This is a genomic window from Caulobacter sp. Root1455, from assembly GCF_001426905.1.
In the GTDB taxonomy this organism is placed as follows: domain Bacteria; phylum Pseudomonadota; class Alphaproteobacteria; order Caulobacterales; family Caulobacteraceae; genus Caulobacter.
Window position 1 is genome coordinate 315,544 of record NZ_LMFQ01000024.1, and the last position, 17,147, is coordinate 332,690.

General features: G+C 67.7%; 19 protein-coding genes. 13 read left to right on the forward strand and 6 right to left on the reverse strand.

The genetic code is table 11. The features are described from left to right. Window positions 1-56: 56 nt before the first annotated feature. Window positions 57-1,241 carry a deoxyguanosinetriphosphate triphosphohydrolase gene (locus ASD21_RS18930; RefSeq protein WP_056444967.1) on the reverse strand — a complete coding sequence of 395 codons (1,185 nt, stop codon included), beginning with the start codon at window positions 1,239-1,241 and terminating at the stop codon, window positions 57-59. Window positions 1,242-1,319: 78 nt separating this feature from the next. Between ASD21_RS18930 and erpA the strand changes: the two genes are divergently transcribed. Continuing rightward, the gene (erpA, locus tag ASD21_RS18935; protein WP_056444970.1) at window positions 1,320-1,652 is read left to right on the forward strand and encodes an iron-sulfur cluster insertion protein ErpA; all 333 of its coding nucleotides are present in this window, start codon (window positions 1,320-1,322) and stop codon (window positions 1,650-1,652) included. A 12-nt stretch (window positions 1,653-1,664) separates the two neighbouring features. Beyond that, window positions 1,665-2,003, forward strand: a complete 339-nt coding sequence (locus tag ASD21_RS18940) for a hypothetical protein (protein ID WP_156398428.1) — start codon at window positions 1,665-1,667, stop codon at window positions 2,001-2,003. A 21-nt stretch (window positions 2,004-2,024) separates the two neighbouring features. Here the strand turns inward: ASD21_RS18940 and ASD21_RS18945 are convergent, their stop codons facing one another. Further along, window positions 2,025-2,363, reverse strand: coding sequence for a hypothetical protein (locus ASD21_RS18945; RefSeq protein ID WP_156398429.1), 339 nt, complete (start codon window positions 2,361-2,363; stop codon window positions 2,025-2,027). Between the two features lie 35 nt (window positions 2,364-2,398). Here ASD21_RS18945 and xth point away from each other — a divergent pair, with 35 nt between their 5' ends. The 3 genes from xth (at window position 2,399) to ASD21_RS18960 (ending at window position 4,488) form a co-directional block, all read left to right on the forward strand. Beyond that, entirely contained in the window at window positions 2,399-3,187 is a 789-nt protein-coding gene (gene xth / locus ASD21_RS18950) for an exodeoxyribonuclease III (RefSeq protein WP_056444979.1), read from the forward strand. Window positions 3,188-3,244: 57 nt separating this feature from the next. Beyond that, window positions 3,245-4,084, forward strand: a complete 840-nt coding sequence (locus ASD21_RS18955) for a hypothetical protein (RefSeq protein ID WP_056444980.1) — start codon at window positions 3,245-3,247, stop codon at window positions 4,082-4,084. 77 nt (window positions 4,085-4,161) lie between these two features. Then, on the forward strand, window positions 4,162-4,488 hold the full coding sequence (locus ASD21_RS18960; protein ID WP_056444981.1) for a hypothetical protein: 327 nt from the start codon (window positions 4,162-4,164) through the stop codon (window positions 4,486-4,488). 68 nt (window positions 4,489-4,556) lie between these two features. On the opposite strand, the gene ilvD is transcribed toward ASD21_RS18960, so the two are convergent. Further along, window positions 4,557-6,287 (reverse strand): dihydroxy-acid dehydratase, encoded by a 1,731-nt coding sequence (gene ilvD / locus ASD21_RS18965; RefSeq protein ID WP_056444982.1) that lies wholly within the window; start codon window positions 6,285-6,287, stop codon window positions 4,557-4,559. A 267-nt stretch (window positions 6,288-6,554) separates the two neighbouring features. Here ilvD and ASD21_RS18970 point away from each other — a divergent pair, with 267 nt between their 5' ends. Further along, window positions 6,555-8,168 (forward strand): GH39 family glycosyl hydrolase, encoded by a 1,614-nt coding sequence (locus ASD21_RS18970; RefSeq protein WP_056444983.1) that lies wholly within the window; start codon window positions 6,555-6,557, stop codon window positions 8,166-8,168. Between the two features lie 135 nt (window positions 8,169-8,303). On the opposite strand, the gene ASD21_RS18975 is transcribed toward ASD21_RS18970, so the two are convergent. Beyond that, window positions 8,304-9,245 carry a Gfo/Idh/MocA family protein gene (locus ASD21_RS18975; RefSeq protein ID WP_056444986.1) on the reverse strand — a complete coding sequence of 314 codons (942 nt, stop codon included), beginning with the start codon at window positions 9,243-9,245 and terminating at the stop codon, window positions 8,304-8,306. Window positions 9,246-9,360: 115 nt separating this feature from the next. Between ASD21_RS18975 and ASD21_RS18980 the strand changes: the two genes are divergently transcribed. The 4 genes from ASD21_RS18980 (at window position 9,361) to ASD21_RS18995 (ending at window position 13,872) form a co-directional block, all read left to right on the forward strand. After that, window positions 9,361-10,386 (forward strand): NADP-dependent oxidoreductase, encoded by a 1,026-nt coding sequence (locus ASD21_RS18980; RefSeq protein WP_056444989.1) that lies wholly within the window; start codon window positions 9,361-9,363, stop codon window positions 10,384-10,386. 383 nt (window positions 10,387-10,769) lie between these two features. Continuing rightward, window positions 10,770-11,099, forward strand: a complete 330-nt coding sequence (clpS, locus tag ASD21_RS18985; protein WP_007672483.1) for an ATP-dependent Clp protease adapter ClpS — start codon at window positions 10,770-10,772, stop codon at window positions 11,097-11,099. Between the two features lie 10 nt (window positions 11,100-11,109). Further along, complete coding sequence (gene clpA / locus ASD21_RS18990) at window positions 11,110-13,431, forward strand: ATP-dependent Clp protease ATP-binding subunit ClpA (protein WP_056444991.1); 2,322 nt, start codon at window positions 11,110-11,112, stop codon at window positions 13,429-13,431. A 114-nt stretch (window positions 13,432-13,545) separates the two neighbouring features. Further along, window positions 13,546-13,872 (forward strand): hypothetical protein, encoded by a 327-nt coding sequence (locus tag ASD21_RS18995; protein ID WP_056444992.1) that lies wholly within the window; start codon window positions 13,546-13,548, stop codon window positions 13,870-13,872. Window positions 13,873-13,891: 19 nt separating this feature from the next. Here the strand turns inward: ASD21_RS18995 and ASD21_RS19000 are convergent, their stop codons facing one another. Further along, the gene (locus tag ASD21_RS19000; RefSeq protein WP_056444994.1) at window positions 13,892-14,323 is read right to left on the reverse strand and encodes an HIT family protein; all 432 of its coding nucleotides are present in this window, start codon (window positions 14,321-14,323) and stop codon (window positions 13,892-13,894) included. 54 nt (window positions 14,324-14,377) lie between these two features. Between ASD21_RS19000 and ASD21_RS19005 the strand changes: the two genes are divergently transcribed. From ASD21_RS19005 to ASD21_RS19015, 3 genes are all read left to right on the forward strand, one after another. After that, the gene (locus ASD21_RS19005) at window positions 14,378-15,484 is read left to right on the forward strand and encodes an alpha/beta fold hydrolase (protein ID WP_056444995.1); all 1,107 of its coding nucleotides are present in this window, start codon (window positions 14,378-14,380) and stop codon (window positions 15,482-15,484) included. Continuing rightward, the gene (locus ASD21_RS19010) at window positions 15,481-16,053 is read left to right on the forward strand and encodes a DUF4287 domain-containing protein (RefSeq protein WP_056444996.1); all 573 of its coding nucleotides are present in this window, start codon (window positions 15,481-15,483) and stop codon (window positions 16,051-16,053) included. The genes ASD21_RS19005 and ASD21_RS19010 overlap by 4 nt, the downstream gene beginning before the upstream one ends. Window positions 16,054-16,123: 70 nt before the next feature. Next, window positions 16,124-16,609, forward strand: a complete 486-nt coding sequence (locus tag ASD21_RS19015; protein ID WP_056444998.1) for a pyridoxamine 5'-phosphate oxidase family protein — start codon at window positions 16,124-16,126, stop codon at window positions 16,607-16,609. A gap of 13 nt (window positions 16,610-16,622) precedes the next feature. On the opposite strand, the gene ASD21_RS19020 is transcribed toward ASD21_RS19015, so the two are convergent. Then, on the reverse strand, window positions 16,623-17,147 hold the full coding sequence (locus ASD21_RS19020) for a hypothetical protein (protein WP_056445001.1): 525 nt from the start codon (window positions 17,145-17,147) through the stop codon (window positions 16,623-16,625).

The following is a 17,147-nucleotide window of genomic DNA, read 5'->3' on the forward strand; positions in this document are numbered from 1 at the left end:
CGCAACCGCAGTTTATCGAAGCCCGATCCTACCCAGAACCGCCCAGAACGGGGGAGTTAGTTCCACACGTCCAGTTGGAACAACTTGCGATGCTCCTCGATGGCGAAACGGTCGGTCATGCCCGCGATGTAGTCGCAGACCACGCGGGCGCGGCCGGCCTCGTCGCGGTTCTGCGACCGGGCGAACCATTCCGTCGGCAGGACGTCGGGCTCGGCCAGGAAAAGGCCGAACATCTCGGCCAGAATGCGGCGGGCCTGGCTGCGCGTCCGATTGACGCGCCAGTGGCGATACATCCGCGCGTGCAGGAACTGGCGCAGCCGGGCCAGGTCCTCGGCCATGTCCGTCGAGAAGGCGACCAGGGCGTGGCCCAGGTTGCGGACATCCTCGGCCGACTGGACGCCGGTGGCGGCGGCGCGCTGCAGGGTCTCGCCCATGACATCGTCGACCATGGCGCCGATCATCCGCCGCACGGCCTCCAGCCGGGTCAGGCGCAGATCGAGGTCCGGCCGCTCGCTACGCACGGCGGCCAGGATTGGGCCGATCAGCGGCACGTCCATCAGCTCGTCCAGGGTGAACAGCCCCGCCTCGACCCCGTCGTCGACGTCGTGGTTGTTGTAGGCGATGTCGTCGGCCAGAGCCGCGACCTGGGCCTCGGCCGAAGCCCAGGTGTTCAGGCCCAGCTTGTATTCGCTGTCGTACTTGGAGATCGCCCTCCAGGACGGCTTGCCCAGCTTCTCGGTCACCGGGCCGTTGTGCTTGATGATCCCTTCCAGGGTCTCCCAGGTCAGGTTCAGCCCGTTGAAGTCCGGATAGCGGCGCTCCAGCTCGGTGACGACGCGGAAGGTCTGGACGTTGTGGTCGAAGCCGCCGAAGTCCTTCATGCAAGCCTGCAGCTCGTCCTCGCCGGCGTGGCCGAACGGCGGGTGGCCGATGTCGTGGCCCAGGGCGATGGTCTCGGCCAGGTCGCTGTCCAGCCCCAACGCGGTCGCCAGCGACCGCGCGACTTGCGCCACTTCCAGCGAATGGGTCAGGCGGGTGCGGAAGTTGTCGCCTTCGTGGGCGACGAACACCTGGGTCTTTTCCTTCAGCCGGCGAAAGGCCGAGGTGTGGATGATGCGGTCGCGGTCGCGGGCGAACGGGGTGCGGGTGCGGCTCTCGTCTTCCTGGAAGCGGCGCCCCCGCGATTTGGCCGGATCCTCGGCATAGGGGGCGCGCTGGACGAAGAAGGGAGTCGACGACATGGAAGGCCTTTGCTGATCGCCCCCTTTCCCTGGGGCGCGGACACCCTCATATAGGCCAAGCACGGGTTTTCCACAGCCATGACCGACACAGCCGTTACGCTTTCTTCCAACGCCGCCCGCCGGCTCCGTACGATCTCCGCGGCCGAGGGCCATCCGGTGATGCTGCGCGTCGCCGTCGACGGAGGCGGCTGCTCGGGATTCCAGTACCGGTTCGACCTGGTCGACAGCGCCGAGCCCGACGACCTGAGGGTCGAGCGCGACGGGGCCGCAGCCCTGGTGGACGTGATCTCCCTGGCCCTGCTGAAGGGTTCGGAGATCGATTTCGTCGACGAACTGGCCGGCGCCGAGTTCCGCGTCCGCAACCCCAACGCCAAGTCCAGCTGCGGCTGCGGCGTCAGCTTCTCGATCTAGAACTCGGTTACCGTGCTTCAGGACGCCGTGAAGGGTTTGCTGGAAATTGGCGACACCCTCGCGGATAGTCTGAGCGTCGAACAATTGTACGCAGCCGAGAAGCGGCTTGACGCCCTCGCCATTCCTTTGTCCGAAGACGACGTTCGGGCGTTGAAGTCCCTACTCCCTCACGAAGGCGACACCGCGTTCGGACTCAACTGGACCGTTCTGCACAAAATCGAGGCCGCGCCCTGCTGGCCGCTTTGGGACACGCTCAAAGACGAACGCAATGAATGGACGCGAATACTTCGCCTGAGACTCGCCGACGCCGGCCTCGTTCCCCCTTCAGATCTCGGTTCGACATCGACCTAGCTGAAGCGGCCAATGGTGAGGTTAGGCCGGCACGAACTGCAGCACCGTGATCGTCGCCGCGGCCCAGGCCACGGGCGCCGCCATGGCCGCCCAGGCGATCGGCTCGCGCCCGCGCCGCCATTGGATCCAGGCCAGCAGCGGGGCCAGCAGGCAGACCACCCAGAACCCCGCGCCCAGCACGAAGCCCAGCCAGGCCACCGGATTGTACAGCGCGCCCGGCGCATCGAACATCAGGGGCGTGAAGATCGCGCCGATCGCGCCCGGCACGGCCAGGACGCCATAGGTGATCGTCGCCAGAACCAGGAGCAGGCGCCGGTTTCGTCGCGAAATCTGGAACCCCGGCTTGAGCGTGCTCCCCATGCGCCCTAGCCTCCCGCCGCTGACTGGAGCCGTCAATGCGCATCGCCACCTGGAACGTCAATTCCGTCAACGCTCGCCTGGAGAGAGTCCTGGAGTGGTTCGAATCGGCCGCGCCCGACGTGGCCGTGCTCCAGGAGATCAAGTGCGTCGACGAGAAGTTCCCGACCGAGGCCTTCGAGCGCCTGGGCTACAACGTCGCCGTCCACGGCCAGAAGACCTACAACGGCGTGGCCATGCTCTCGAAGTTTCCGATGGAGGACGTGCGCAAGGGCCTGCCCTTGCTGCATGACGACGAGATCGACGAGCAGTCGCGCTATATCGAGGCGGTGATCGCCGCGCCGATGCCGTTCCGGATGATCGGCATCTATCTGCCCAACGGCAATCCGGTCGGCACCGAGAAGTTCGCCTACAAGCTGGCCTGGATGAAGCGCCTGCACGCCCACGCCCAGGGCCTGCTGGCCCTTGAGGAGCCGCTGGCCATCGCCGGCGACTACAACGTCATCCCCGAGGTCGAGGACGTGGCCAATCCCGAGGCCTGGCTGGGCGACGCCCTGTTCCAGCCCGAGAGCCGGGGTGCGTTCCGGGCCCTGAAGAACCTGGGCTTCACCGACGCCTACATGCAGGCCGACGGCGCGCCGGGCGGCTACACCTTCTGGGATTACCAGGCCGGCGCGTGGCCTCGGAACCTGGGAATCCGCATCGACCACCTGCTGCTGTCGCCCCAGGCGGCGGACAAGCTGGCCGGGGTCGTCATCCATCGCGACGAGCGCGACAAGGAAAAGCCTTCGGACCACGTGCCGGTCGTGGCGGAGCTGAACCTCTGACGCCGTTCAGCAAAACCCCGTCTATTCGGACGCCCGGACTCCCGCTAGCCTGATCCCATGAGCGAACTCTGGCGTCTTTTGCTGCTCGTGACCTTGTCGGCGTCCGCGGTGACCTTCGTGGGCAGCGCCGCCATCTGGTTCATGGACGAGGAGCGCCGGCTGCGCCGCGCCCTGCGCCATGTGCTCAAGGGCGCGCCCGAGACCGTGATCGTCGCCAAGGGGCGCGGACGGGGCGCGGGCTTCAACTTCACCACCAACCAGGCCGCCGTGGCTTGGGACAGCGGCGCCTGGTGCCTGATCTACCGCATCGACGAGCTGATGGGCGCGGAGCTGGCGGTCGACGGCCAGGTGATCGGCCGGGTGTTCCGGGGCGAGCCGCGGCGGGCCATCGACCAGATCGTCCAGCAGGCCGCCCAGGTGACCCTGAAGCTGATCTTCGACGATCCGCGCCATCCCGATTTCGAACTGGACCTGTGGCTCGAGGGCGACCAGCAGCGCCGCGAGAGCCGCTCGCCCGCCGACGCCATCCAGGAGGCCAACCGCTGGCTGCTGCGCGCCGACGCCATCGTGCGCCGCCCGCTGGCCCCGAAGGCCAAGGCCGCCCAGCCGGAGCCGGCCATCCAGTCCCGCCCGCCCGCAGCCGAGCCCGACCCCGCGCCCAAGCCCTACACGCCGGCCCTGGAGGCGGTCAGCGCCGCCCCGCGGGCCCGCCCGACCGCCACCGCCCCGCTGTTCGACGAGATCGACACCACCGCCGATCCGATGGAGGCGCCGTGGGACGACGACCAGGACGACGACCCGCCGCCGGTCCCCGAAAAGACCTACAAGCCGGTCTCCAAGGCCGCGCGCCCGCCCAGGAACGACCAGGACGAGCTGCCGTTCGACCTGGACGACTGATCCGGTTTGACAGCGCGCGCGTTTGACCGGCCAAATGCCTTGTCGGCTTGCCTGAAAGCCTTGGGGAGTCTCGATCGATGCGCTTGGTTCTCGCCGCCGCCCTCGCCGTTTGCTGCGCCGTTCCGGCTCTGGCCGCGACGCGCCCCCTGGCGCTGACGCCGGCCGACACCGATCGCGACGGCGTGGTCAGCCCCTCCGAGGCCGCCGCCTGGCTTGATCGAGATCGGGGCGTGATCGTTCCGGTCAGATTGGGCGCCTCGGCCCGCGCGGCCGCGGCGGTGGAGCACCGCCGCACGATGTTCGACCAGGGCCTGCTGCGCCCCAACGACTTCCGCGCCCCGGCGCCCGAGGATCGACCGCCCGAAGACCTGTTCTACAAGGACTTCAAGAAGATCAAGAAATAGGGGCCCCAACAAACCCCAACGAAAAAGGGCCGGGCGATGCGCCCGGCCCTTTTCCTTTGTGTCCGCCTTCAGATGTCCGCGTAGACGTGGGTCTCCTTCGCGGCGCCCGGATGCGTCGTCGCGCCCAGATAGGCCGGCCCAACCAGTTGGGCGAACTTCCAGATCGCGCCGCTGTTGTAGTCGTGGCCTCGCGGCTTCCAGGCGGCCTTGCGGCGCGCCAGCTCGTCGGCCTCGACCTCCAGATCGATCGTGCCCTTGGTGGCGTCGATGCTGATGATGTCGCCGTCCTGGACCAGGGCGATCGGACCGCCCACGGCGGCTTCGGGACCCACGTGGCCGATGCACAGGCCGCGCGTGGCGCCCGAGAAGCGGCCGTCGGTGATCAAGGCGATGTTCTCCACGCCCTGGCCGTAGATGGCGGCCGTGGTCGACAGCATCTCGCGCATGCCCGGCCCGCCCCTGGGGCCTTCGTAGCGGATGACCAGGACGTCGCCTTCCTTGTAGTCGCGGTTCGACACCGCCTCGAAACAGGCCGCCTCGCCGTCGAACACCCGGGCCGGGCCGCGGTGCACCTGGTGCTTGAGGCCCGCCACCTTGACGATGCCGCCCTCGGGGGCCAGCGAGCCCCACAGCCCCACGACGCCGCCGGTCGGCGACAGCGGGTTCGAGGCCGGGCGGATCACGTCCTGGTCCTCGCGCCACACCACGTTGGCCAGGTTCTCGGCCAGGGTCTTGCCGGTGACGGTCATGCAGTCGCCATGCAGCAGACCGGCGTCCAGCAGGGTGCGCAGCAGCATCGGCACGCCGCCCGCCTCGCCCATGTCCTTGGCCACGTAGCGGCCGCCCGGCTTGAGGTCGGCGATGTAGGGCGTGCGGGCGGCGATCTCGGCCACGTCCTTCAGGGTGAACTCGATGCCGCACTCGTGGGCCATGGCCGGCAGGTGCAGGGCGCCGTTGGTCGAACCGCCGGTGGCGGCGACGACGACGGCGGCGTTCTCGAAGGCCTTGCGGGTGCAGATGTCGCGCGGACGGATGTTCTGCTCGATCAGCCGCATCACCGCCTCGCCCGAGGCGACGGCGTACTGGTCGCGGTCCAGGTACGGGGCCGGCAGGGCCGAGGACAGCGGCAGGGCCAGGCCGATGGCTTCCGACACGCAGGCCATGGTGTTGGCGGTGAACTGGCCGCCGCAGGCGCCGTCCGACGGACAGGCGTGCTGCTCCAGTTCGCACAGGGTCGCCGCGTCCATGGTTCCTGCCGCGTGGGCGCCGACGCCCTCGAACACGTCCATCACGGTGATGTCCTTGCCGCGGAAGCGGCCGGGCAGGATCGAGCCGCCGTACAGGAACACCGACGGCACGTTCAGGCGCAGCATGGCCATCATCATGCCCGGCAGGCTCTTGTCGCAGCCGGCGACGCCGACCAGGGCGTCATAGCCGTGGCCGCGCATGGTCAGCTCGACGGAGTCGGCGATCACGTCGCGGCTGACCAGCGAGCTGCGCATGCCCTCGTGGCCCATGGCGATGCCGTCGGTCACGGTGATGGTGCAGAACTCGCGCGGCGTGCCGCCGGCGGCCTTGACGCCCTTGGCCACGGCGTTGGCCTGGCGCATCAGGGCGGTGTTGCACGGCGCGGCCTCGTTCCAGCACGAGGCGACACCCACGAACGGCTGGGCGATCTCACGCGTGCCAAGACCCATCGCGTAGTAATACGAGCGGTGCGGCGCGCGCGCCGGCCCTTCGGTTACATGCCGGCTCGGGAGTCGCGACTTGTCCCAGGTGCCGTCGGGTTTCTTGGTCATGATGTACGCCTTCCGAATAGAGCGCCGTGGTTAGCCTAGGCGGAAGCGTGACGGAAGGGTTCGACGCCGAGTTTTTACCGGAAACGCGCCGACCGGCGCTCGTTTCATTGCGAACGGTTCGCGTGAAGGCGGTGGTCGCGCACGATCAGACCCCTGTTTGCCCCCAGCCCAGATCGCTGTCGCAATTATACGAATAATGGTACCGCTCCCAGCGACACCGTTCCGACAACGAGAACGGATCGGATGCAGAGGAAGGGATCAGCCGCCATGAAGACCAACCCCAACAGGCCCTTGGCGGCCGGCCTGCGCGCCGCGATCGTGTCCTCGGCCCTGGCCGCGGTGCTGGCGGGATCCGCCGCCGCCGCGCCTCAAGATGGGCGGGACAAGCCGGCCGTCCGCCACATCGCCATCGACGCCCAGGCCCCGACCACGCCCCGCGACCGGTTCTACGACCTGTCGGTCGGCTCGGACTATCCAGGCACCCTGCTGCGTGACGACAGCCTGACCCAGATGAAGACCGCCCGCGACGAGCTGGGTTTCCGCTATGTTCGCTTCCACGCCATCTTCCACGACGTGCTGGGGACCTATCGCGTCGTCGACGGCAAGCCGGTCTATGACTGGACCAAGATCGACCAGCTCTACGACCGGCTGCTGAAGATGGGCGTCAGACCGTTCGTCGAGCTGGGCTTCACCCCGGACGCGATGAAGTCCTCGAACCAGACGATCTTCTGGTGGAAGGGCAACACCTCCCATCCCGATCCCAAGCCGTGGGCCGCCCTGGTCGACGCCTTCGTGCGGCACGTCCAGGCGCGCTACGGCCAGGCCGAGGTGCGCAGCTGGTACTTCGAGGTCTGGAACGAGCCCAACCTCGACGGCTTCTGGGAAAAGGCCGATCAGAAGGCCTATTTCGAGCTCTACGACCTGTCAGCCCGGACCATCAAGGCGATCGATCCCGCGCTGAAGGTCGGCGGCCCCTCGACGGCGGGCGCGGCCTGGACGCCGGAGTTCCTGAGCCACGTCCAGGCCTCGGGCGCGCCGGTCGACTTCATCACCACCCACACCTACGGCGTCGATGGCGGCTTCCTGGACGAGCAGGGCAAAAGCGACACCAAGCTGTCGCCGTCGCCCGACGCCATCGTCGGCGACGTGCGCCGGGTGCGCCAGGAGATCCAGGCGTCATTCAAGCCGGGCCTGCCGCTGTACTTCACCGAGTGGAGCACCAGCTACACGCCGCGCGATCCGGTGCACGACTCCTACGTCAGCGCGCCCTACATCCTGTCCAAGCTGAAGGCCAGCGAGGGCCTGCTGCAGGGCATGAGCTACTGGACTTATAGCGACCTGTTCGAGGAGCCCGGTCCGCCGACCGCGCCGTTCGAGGGCGGCTTCGGCCTGATGAACCCGCAGGGCATCCGCAAGCCGGCCTGGTTCGCCTACAAATACCTGAACCAGCTGGGCGACAAGGCCGTGAAGGTCGCCGACGCCCAGACCTGGGCCACCGCCGACGGCGGCGGCGTCCAGGCCCTGGTCTGGGATTTCCGCCAGCCGGTCCAGGCGGTCAGCAACCGGCCGTACTACACCAAGGTCCAGCCGACCACGGACGTCGAACCCGTCAGCCTGGACCTCAAGGGCCTCAAGCCCGGCCGCTACGAGGTCCAGATCTTCCGCACCGGTTTCAAGGCCAACGACGCCTACACGGCCTATCTGGAGCTGGGTTCGCCCAAGACGCTGAGCGAGCAGCAGGTGCGCGACCTGAACGCCCTGACCGTGGACAAGCCCGAGACGCGGGCGCTGACCGTCGGCAAGACGGGCGCGGCCAGCGTGGCGGTGACCATGCGGGCCAATGACGTAGCGCTGGTGAAGGTGACGCCGAAGTCGAAGTAGGGACGATCCCCCTGAGGCTATCATCCCGGACGAGGGCGCAGCCCGAAGATCCGGGACCGACCCGAAGTGCTGAGTTCACGCGTCGGTCCCGGGTCTTCGCTTCGCTACGCCCGGGATGACAATCGTTTGGTCAGCTCAGCCGCCCCCCGCCGCCTGCTCCACCGCCAGCGCCAAGTCCAGCGCCCGGGCGGCCTCCTCGCCGGTCACCACCGGACGCGGCGACTCGCCGCGCACGGCCTTCAGGAACCCCGCCACGCTCTGGCCCAGCGGATCCTTGCCGGCCGGAGTGTCGTTGAAGTCCTCGATCAGCGGGAACGGCGTGGTGTTGCGGAAGGTGCGGGCCAGGAAGTCGATCTCGACCTCGCCGGAGGGGTAAACCACCTTCATGGTCCGCTCGCGGGCCTCGGCGACGCGCGAGCTGTCGAACACCGCGGTGAAGCCGTTGTCGAACGTGGCCTCGGCCTTGACCCAGTCCAGCGAGGTCGAGCGGGTGATGGCCCCCTCGCCTTCCACCGCCACGGGCTCGCCGTCGCACAGCGCCAGGGCCAGGTCGATGTCGTGGATCATCAGGTCCAGCACCACCGAGACGTCGAGATTGCGGTCCGAGGGCGTGCCCCGACGGACGGCCTCCAGGCGCAGCGGCTGCTCGGGAATGTCCAGCAGGCCCATGGCCTGGAACACCACGCGCTCCTGGTGGCCGCAGGCCAGCGGCACGCCGGCCTTGGCGGCGGCGGCGACCAGGGCGTCGGCGTCCTGCGGCGTCACGGCCAGGGGCTTTTCGGAATAGACCGGCTTGCCGGCCTTCAGCGCCGCCAGACCGGCCTTGGCGTGGTGCACGGCGGGGGTGGCGACGGTGACCACGTCGACGACGGCCAGGAAGGCGGCCTGGTCGTCGAAGGCCCGCGCGCCCAGCGGCTCGGCCAGGGCCTTGGCCCGCGCCAGATCGACGTCGAACACCGCGACGAGCTCGACGCCGGGAAGCTCGACATACTTCTTGGCGTGGTAGCCGCCGAACACGCCGGCGCCGACGACGCCAGCCTTAAGAAGAGTGGGCGCTTTCAGAACATCTTGGGTCATGGCCGCTGTCTATCTGGTTCGCTTTCGTGCGGGAAGCACTGGAGGCGAGGCCAAGACCAGTCTAAACGTTCGTTTAAACAACGCACCTCGATCGCGAGGGCTGGGAGAAACAACCATGGTCACGTCGCGCGAAATCCGTCTGAAGAGCCGTCCGGTGGGCGTTCCGACCCGGGAGAACTTCGAACTGGCCAGCGTCGAGGTCGGCGCGCCCGGCGACGGCGAGATCCAGGTCAAGAACCTGTGGATGTCGGTCGATCCCTACATGCGCGGCCGGATGAGCGACCGGAAGAGCTATGTGCCGCCGTTCGAGCTGGGCAAGGCCCTGCAGGGCGGCGCGATCGGCGAGGTCACGGCCTCCAACGACCCGGACTTCAAGCCGGGCGACATCGTCTCGACCATGTTCGGCTGGCGCGAGGTGTTCAACGTCTCGCCCAAGGCCCTGGCGGCCGGCGGCATGGGGGCGGTGACCAAGATCGACACCCACGGCCTGCCGCCCCAGACCTTCCTGGGCGTGGCCGGCATGCCCGGCCTGACCGCCTATGTCGGCCTGCTGCGGATCGCCGCCCTGAAGGAGGGCGACGTGGTGTTCGTCTCGGCCGCCGCCGGCGCCGTGGGCTCGGTGGTCTGCCAGATCGCCAAGCTGAAGGGCCACACGGTGATCGGCTCGGCCGGCGGGCCCGAGAAGGTCGCCTTCCTCAAGAGCATCGGGGTCGACCACGTGATCGACTACAAGGCCACCCCCGACGTGGTCGCCGAACTGGAAAAGGCCGCGCCCAAGGGCATCGACGTCTATTTCGAGAACGTCGGCGGCGTGCACCTGGAGGCCGCCCTCAACTCGGCCCGCACCTTCGCCCGCTTCGCCGTGTGCGGGATGATCTCGCAATATAACGAGACCGGAAAGCCGGTCGGCCCGTGGAACATCGCCCAGATCGTCGGCAAGAGCTTGCGGCTGGAAGGCTTCATCGTCTCCAACCACTACGACCTGGCGCCGCAGTTCATCCAGGACATGGCCGGCTGGATCGGCTCGGGCCAGATCAAGTGGAACGAGACGATCGAGGAAGGCGTGGAGCGCGCGCCGGACGCGTTCATCAAGCTCTTCAAGGGCGAGAACCTGGGCAAGATGCTGGTGAAGCTGGGGTAACTGGCCCTCCCCCTGTGGGGGAGGCGATCGCGCAGCGATCGGTGGGGGGAGTTTTAGGGTCGTCGATCCGGGCCGTGATCGCCTGCCGATCACTCCCCCCGCCGTCGGCTTCGCCGACACCTCCCCCACAGGGGGAGGACCCCGGAGCTCCACTGAGTCGGCCTCCCCGCCCCTTGCGGCGGGCTAAAACCGCCCCCATCTGCGCACCTCGCGGCAGGCAACCAACTGTTCGCGTCGCCGCTATCCCAAGCGAGAAGCCACTTTGCGCGGCGCCCCTGTGTTAAAGCGGCGCAGCCGCGCGGCAGCCCCTTCCAATGCTGCCGCGTTTCCATATCTAATCCTATGTAAGGCGGGTGGTTCGGCCCGCCGGGAGACAGCGGTCAATGGCCGAGCGAAAGCAAGGCGGACAAAACAACGGCGCGGGCTCTTCGGTGATCACGGAAGTGAAGCCGAAGACACAAAAGCCTTCGCTTTATCGCGTACTTATCTTGAATGACGATTATACTCCGATGGAGTTTGTCGTTTACGTACTTGAACGTTTCTTCAACAAGTCGCGCGAAGATGCGACCCGGATCATGTTGCACGTTCATCAACATGGCGTCGGCGTTTGCGGCGTTTTTACCTACGAAGTTGCCGAGACCAAGGTCGCGCAAGTGATCGACTCGGCGCGCAGGCATCAGCACCCCCTGCAGTGCACCATGGAAAAGGATTGAGGAGCCTCCCTTGCCCTCTTTTTCGCGCCCACTTGAAGAATCCCTGCATCGCGCCGTCGCTTACGCCAATCAGCGCAAGCACGAGTACGCCACGCTTGAACACCTGCTGCTGTCGCTCACCGATGACGACGACGCGGCCGGCGTCATGCGCGCCTGCGATGTCGACCTCAACGCTCTGAAGAAGAGCCTCGTGAACTATCTCGACGTCGAACTGGCCTCGCTGGTCGTCGACGACGAAGACGACGCCAAGCCCACGGCGGGCTTTCAGCGCGTGATCCAGCGCGCGGTGATCCACGTTCAATCGTCCGGTCGCGAAGAAGTGACCGGCGCCAACGTGTTGGTGGCGATCTTCTCCGAGCGCGAGAGCCACGCCGCCTACTTCCTGCAAGAGCAGGACATGACCCGCTACGACGCGGTGAACTTCATCGCCCACGGCATCGCCAAGAAGGCGGGCGCCTCCGAGCCCAAGCAAGCCAAGGGCGCGGCGGTCGAGGAAGACGTCGAGAAGCCCAACGCCAAGACCGGCGGCGAGGCCCTCGAAGCCTATTGCGTCGACCTCAACGAGAAGGCCCGCCAGGGCAAGGTCGACCCGCTGATCGGCCGCGCGAACGAAGTGGAACGCGCGATCCAGATCCTGTGCCGTCGCACCAAGAACAACCCGCTGCTCGTGGGCGAACCCGGCGTCGGCAAGACCGCCATCGCCGAGGGCCTGGCCCGCAAGATCATCACCCACCAGGTCCCCGAAGTCCTGGCGGAGGCCACCATCTACTCGCTCGACATGGGCGCGCTGCTGGCCGGCACCCGCTATCGCGGCGACTTCGAGGAACGCGTCAAGCAGGTGGTCAAGGAGCTCGAGAACCACCCGAACGCCGTGCTGTTCATCGACGAGATCCACACGGTGATCGGCGCCGGCGCCACCTCGGGCGGGGCCATGGACGCCTCGAACCTGCTGAAGCCGGCCTTGGCCTCGGGCACCCTGCGGTGCATGGGCTCGACCACCTACAAGGAGTTCCGTCAGCACTTCGAGAAGGATCGGGCCCTGGTCCGCCGCTTCCAGAAGATCGACGTCAACGAACCGACGGTGGAAGACACCATCAAGATCCTCAAGGGGCTCAAGAGCTACTACGAGGACTTCCACAAGCTGAAGTACACCAACGAGGCCCTGAAGGTCGCCGTTGAGCTGTCGGCCAAGTACATCACCGACCGCAAGCTGCCCGACAAGGCGATCGACGTGATCGACGAGGCGGGCGCGGGCCAGATGCTGCTGCCGGAAGGCCGCCGCAAGAAGGTCCTGGGCGTCAAGGAGATCGAGGCCGTCGTAGCCAAGATCGCCCGGATCCCGCCCAAGTCGGTCAGCAAGTCCGACACCGAGTCCCTGCGCGAGCTGGAAGCGGACCTCAAGCGCGCCGTGTTCGGTCAGGACGAGGCGCTCAGCCAGCTGTCCTCGGCCATGAAACTGGCCCGGGCCGGTCTGCGCGACCCGGACAAGCCGATCGGCAGCTACCTGTTCAGCGGCCCGACCGGCGTCGGCAAGACCGAAGCCGCCAAGCAGCTGGCCTCGACCCTCGGGATCGAGATGATCCGGTTCGACATGTCGGAATACATGGAGCGCCACACCGTCAGCCGGCTGATCGGGGCTCCCCCCGGCTATGTCGGCTACGATCAGGGCGGCCAGCTGACCGACGCCGTCGACCAGCACCCGCACGCCGTGGTGCTGCTGGACGAGATCGAGAAGGCCCACGCGGACGTCTACAACATCCTGCTCCAGGTCATGGACCACGGGGTGCTGACCGACAGCAACGGCAAGAAGGTCGATTTCAGGAACGTCATCCTGATCATGACCACCAACGCCGGGGCTTCGGACGCCCAGCGCCAGGCGATCGGCTTCGGCCGCGACAAGGTGCAGGGCGAGGAAGAGGCCGCGCTCAAGCGCCTGTTCACGCCGGAGTTCCGCAACCGCCTCGACGCGGTGGTGGCCTTCAAGCCGCTGACGCCGGAAATCATCCGGATGGTCGTGCAGAAGTTCGTCCTGCAGATGGAGGTCCAGCTGGCCGACCGGAACGTGACGATCTCGCTCAGCGACGACGCGGCCGACTGGCTGGCCAAGAACGGCTTCGACGAGCTCTACGGCGCGCGCCCCCTGGCGCGGGTCATCCAGGAGCACATCAAGAAGCCGCTGGCCGACGACATCCTGTTCGGACGCCTGGTCCGCGGCGGCCACGTCAAGGTCGTGCTCAAGGACAGCAAGATCGACTTCGAGATCGAGTCGAATCCGGAAAAGCCCGGCAAGGCTTCCAAGGAAGACGAGGCCGAACCGGTGCTCACCGAGTAGCCTGATCGAGCGACGAAAACAGCGAGAGGCCCGGAGCGATCCGGGCCTCTTTGCTTTTGGGTCGCTCGCGAATTACGACCGGACAAAACGGGAACACGCGATCAGGTTGATCGCATGAACGTCGCTTTCGACACCCTCGGCGCCACGAAACGCCTCCGCGACGCGGGGCTGGAAGACCGCGCGGCGGAAGCGATCGTGGAACTGGTGCAGTCGACGACGCAGTTATCGGAGGACAACGCCCTGGCGACGAAGAGCGACGTCGCCGATCTGACCCGTGCGATCAGGACGGACATCCAGGGCCTGAGGGCGGACTTGGCCATAACCAAGACCCAGATCCTGGTCGAGCTGAACGACAAGCTCCGCTCTCAGAGCTTCGCCCTGATGGGCGGCGTGACGGCGGTCGTCGGCCTGGCCACGGCGATCATCAAGCTGGGTTCCTGACGCCTGGCCGCGAGGCTCCTCAGAGCGCCGCGGCGATCTTCTCGGCCAGGACCTTCAGCTCCTCGGTGTCGGCCATGCCCTCGCCGTGACGCCCCAGCGCCTCGCCTTCGTAGCGGGGGATGATGTGGAAATGCAGATGGAAGATCGTCTGGCCGGCCGGCGCGCCGTTGAACTGGGTCACCACCACGCCGTCGGGCTTCAGGGCCGTCGTCACGGCCTGGGTGACCTTCTGCACGGCGCCGATCAGCCGCCCCAGGGTCTTGGTCTCGGCGTCCAGCAGGTTGCGGGCCTGGCTGGTCTTGGAGACCACCAGCACGTGGCCGCGCGACTGCGGGAAGACGTCCATGAAGGCCAGGACCTGGTCGTCCTCGAACACCTTCACGGCCGGAATCTCGCCGCGGATGATCTTGGCGAAGATGTTGTCGGCGTCGTAGCTTCCGTGAAGGCTCATGATCGTCTCCGGCGTGATCGAAACCGTACCTAGCAAACCGGGAGGGGCGCGCAAATGACGACCTGCCCCACACGGCGGGACATGCTGGCGGCCGCGACCGCTTTCGGCGTCGCCGGACCCGCCCTTTCCGCCCCCGAAGCCCTGCATCGCGAGGACCTCTTCACCGTCTCGGACGACGGCTTCCGCCTGCATGCGCGCGAGGTGCGGCCGGCCGCGCCCCACGGGGCGTCGCCAGGCGCGCCGCTGATCCTGCTGCATGGCGCCCGCGCGCCGGGCGTCGCCTCGTTCGACCTGCCCGTCGCCGGCGGCTCGCTGGCCGGCGACCTGGCCCAGCGCCTGAACCGCCGCGTCTATGTGATGGACGCGCGAGGCTATGGCGCGTCCCAGCGCCCCGCCGCCATGGGCCGGCCGCCCGAGCAGAGCCGCCCGCTGTCGCGCGCCTTCGAGGTGGTCCGCGACATCGAGGCCGTGCGCAAGCTGGCCGCGCTTCGGTCCAAAGACGGGGGGAGCGGAAGCCGGCAGGTCGGCCTGATCGGCTGGGCCACCGGCGGCCTGTGGGCCGGGTTCTACGCGGCGCTGCGGCCCGAATCCGTCGCCGGCCTGGCGACGATCAACGCGCTCTATGGCGGCTCGGACGTCCATCCGATGCTGGGACCGGGCTCGGCCGTCGCCCAGCCCGGCCAGCCCCGGCGTTTCGACCCGACGACCGGCGGCTACGCGCTGTATCCGGCCGCGTCGCTGATCGGCGTCTGGGAGCGGAACATCCCCGTCGCCGACAAGGACGCGTGGCGCGATCCCGCCCTCGCCCGGGCCCTGGCCGCGGCCGTGCTGGCCAGCGATCCCGACAGCGGCCGGCACGACCCGCCGCGATTTCGCGCGCCGCTGGGGGCGCTGGAGGACAGCTTCTACCAGGCTTGCGGACGGCGGCTGTACGACGCCGGCTCGATCACCGCGCCGGTGCTGCTGTTGCGCTCGGAGCGCGACTTCTGGAGCCGCCCCGCCGATCTCGACGCCTTCGTCGCCGACGCGGGCCGCTCGCCTTCGGTCAAGGCCGTCACGCTGGCCGGCGCCACCCATTTCGTCCATCTGGACCGGCCCGACCGCGGCCGCGACCGCCTGCTGGCCGAACTGATCGATCACTTCGGAGGGATCCGCGCATGACCGAGCACCTGACCGAACGCCAGAAGAAGTGGTTCGCCTCGGTCCGCGAAGGCCTGGAGCGCGAGACCGGCAAGAGCCTTGAGGACTGGGTGGCGATCGCCAAGACCTGCCCCGAGACCAAGCCCCGCGCCCAGCTCGCCTGGCTCAAGGCGCACCACGGTCTGGGCCAGAACCGCGCCAGCTACGTCCTGTCGGTGGCCTTCCCGTCCGAGCGCATGACCTGGGACCAGCCCGACGAGGCGCGCGCGGCGCTTTGGACCGACCCGGCCTCGCTGGCGATCCTCCAAGCCCTGGAAGCGGCCGTCGCCGACTTCGACGGCCTGGTCACCGGTCAGCGCAAGACCTACAGCGCCTGGTCCCGCGCGTTCCAGTTCGCCGCGGCCAAGCCGGTCAAGGGCGGCACGGCGGTGCTGGGGCTGGCGGTGGCGCCCGACGCCTCCCCTCGCCTGCTGGAACCCAGGAACGAAAGCTGGTCCGAACGCCTGAAGGCCAAGCTGCCGCTGGCCTCGCCGGCCGATGTGGACGACGAGGTTCGGGCGCTCCTGATGACGGCCTGGGAGAAATCCTGAAACGCGCAGCGTGGCTGCGCTTGGAACGGGCGGCACGCCCCTCCGTTGGGTCACCAACGGAGGAACATCCATGTCCAATGAAGCCGAACTGAAGTCGAAATTCTGGAAGGCCCTCAAGTCCGATCGCACCACCATGCTGGGCTTGGTCGGCTCCGAGGAAGACGGCGGCCAGCCGATGACCGCCCAGATCGAGGGCGACGAAGACGGTCCGATCTGGTTCTTCACCGCCGCCGGCAACGATCTGGTCGAGGGCGCGGGCAGCCGCCACGCCGCCCTGCTGAACTTCGCCTCGAAGGGCCACGAGCTGTTCGCCAAGGTCGAGGGCGACCTGTCGGTCAGCACCGACCGCGCCACGATCGAGCGGTTGTGGAATCCCTTCGTCGCCGCCTGGTTCGAAGGCAAGGACGATCCGAAGATCCGTCTGTTGCGCTTCGATCCCCGCGAAGCCCAGATCTGGCTCAATGAGAACAGCCTATTCGCGGGGCTCAAGATGCTGTTCGGCAGCGACCCGAAGAAGGACTACGCCGACAAGACCGCCGAGGTGCGCTTAAACTGACGGCGAGGAAGGCCTAGTCGTTCGGCGAGTCGATACGCGTGATCAGCGTTTCGAGGCGGCCAGCCTTTCCGAAAACCGCGTAGAACTGGTACTCGCCGAACCGGTTCCGCGCGCAGGCGTCGTAAAGCAGGAACTCCCCTTCACTGTTCACGTCGCTGACCAGCATCTTGCCCGTGGCGCGCTGGAACTTGTGCTGGGCAACAGCGACCGTGTCGCCAAACCGCCAGCCGTAGAGTTGCGCGCCATAGGCGTTCAACGCCGTACCGGAGAGCTCCTTCCTTTCGATGACGGCGGCCCGGCCCGCCTCATGAGGGGCCGCGCTGTATTGGACACCGTCCGTGCCTGTCATCGAGCATTCGTCGTTGCGGTGGCAGCGCCCGTAGAAAGCCGGCAGGACCGGCAATTCCGACACCCGCGCACCAATGGGATATCGGCCAAAATCCAATGGCACGCCGGTCGGGCGACAGGCTTCCTCTGGATGGGCCAGGGTTGCGACCATAGCCGCCAGGACGGCCACCGGAACCAAACGAAGGCGCAT

What these genes read in the sequence shown, in the direction of transcription:
- ilvD (WP_056444982.1), bottom strand. Translation starts at nt 6,287, where the DNA reads ATGACCAAGAAACCCGACGGCACCTGGGACAAGTCGCGACTCCCGAGC.
- ASD21_RS18955 (WP_056444980.1), top strand. Translation starts at nt 3,245, where the DNA reads ATGAGCGAACTCTGGCGTCTTTTGCTGCTCGTGACCTTGTCGGCGTCC.
- ASD21_RS19000 (WP_056444994.1), bottom strand. Translation starts at nt 14,323, where the DNA reads ATGAGCCTTCACGGAAGCTACGACGCCGACAACATCTTCGCCAAGATC.
- ASD21_RS19015 (WP_056444998.1), top strand. Translation starts at nt 16,124, where the DNA reads ATGTCCAATGAAGCCGAACTGAAGTCGAAATTCTGGAAGGCCCTCAAG.
- ASD21_RS19005 (WP_056444995.1), top strand. Translation starts at nt 14,378, where the DNA reads ATGACGACCTGCCCCACACGGCGGGACATGCTGGCGGCCGCGACCGCT.
- ASD21_RS18980 (WP_056444989.1), top strand. Translation starts at nt 9,361, where the DNA reads ATGGTCACGTCGCGCGAAATCCGTCTGAAGAGCCGTCCGGTGGGCGTT.
- ASD21_RS18960 (WP_056444981.1), top strand. Translation starts at nt 4,162, where the DNA reads ATGCGCTTGGTTCTCGCCGCCGCCCTCGCCGTTTGCTGCGCCGTTCCG.
- ASD21_RS18975 (WP_056444986.1), bottom strand. Translation starts at nt 9,245, where the DNA reads ATGACCCAAGATGTTCTGAAAGCGCCCACTCTTCTTAAGGCTGGCGTC.
- ASD21_RS19010 (WP_056444996.1), top strand. Translation starts at nt 15,481, where the DNA reads ATGACCGAGCACCTGACCGAACGCCAGAAGAAGTGGTTCGCCTCGGTC.
- erpA (WP_056444970.1), top strand. Translation starts at nt 1,320, where the DNA reads ATGACCGACACAGCCGTTACGCTTTCTTCCAACGCCGCCCGCCGGCTC.
- clpS (WP_007672483.1), top strand. Translation starts at nt 10,770, where the DNA reads ATGGCCGAGCGAAAGCAAGGCGGACAAAACAACGGCGCGGGCTCTTCG.
- ASD21_RS18945 (WP_156398429.1), bottom strand. Translation starts at nt 2,363, where the DNA reads ATGGGGAGCACGCTCAAGCCGGGGTTCCAGATTTCGCGACGAAACCGG.
- ASD21_RS18930 (WP_056444967.1), bottom strand. Translation starts at nt 1,241, where the DNA reads ATGTCGTCGACTCCCTTCTTCGTCCAGCGCGCCCCCTATGCCGAGGAT.
- ASD21_RS19020 (WP_056445001.1), bottom strand. Translation starts at nt 17,147, where the DNA reads ATGCGCCTTCGTTTGGTTCCGGTGGCCGTCCTGGCGGCTATGGTCGCA.
- xth (WP_056444979.1), top strand. Translation starts at nt 2,399, where the DNA reads ATGCGCATCGCCACCTGGAACGTCAATTCCGTCAACGCTCGCCTGGAG.
- ASD21_RS18995 (WP_056444992.1), top strand. Translation starts at nt 13,546, where the DNA reads ATGAACGTCGCTTTCGACACCCTCGGCGCCACGAAACGCCTCCGCGAC.
- ASD21_RS18970 (WP_056444983.1), top strand. Translation starts at nt 6,555, where the DNA reads ATGAAGACCAACCCCAACAGGCCCTTGGCGGCCGGCCTGCGCGCCGCG.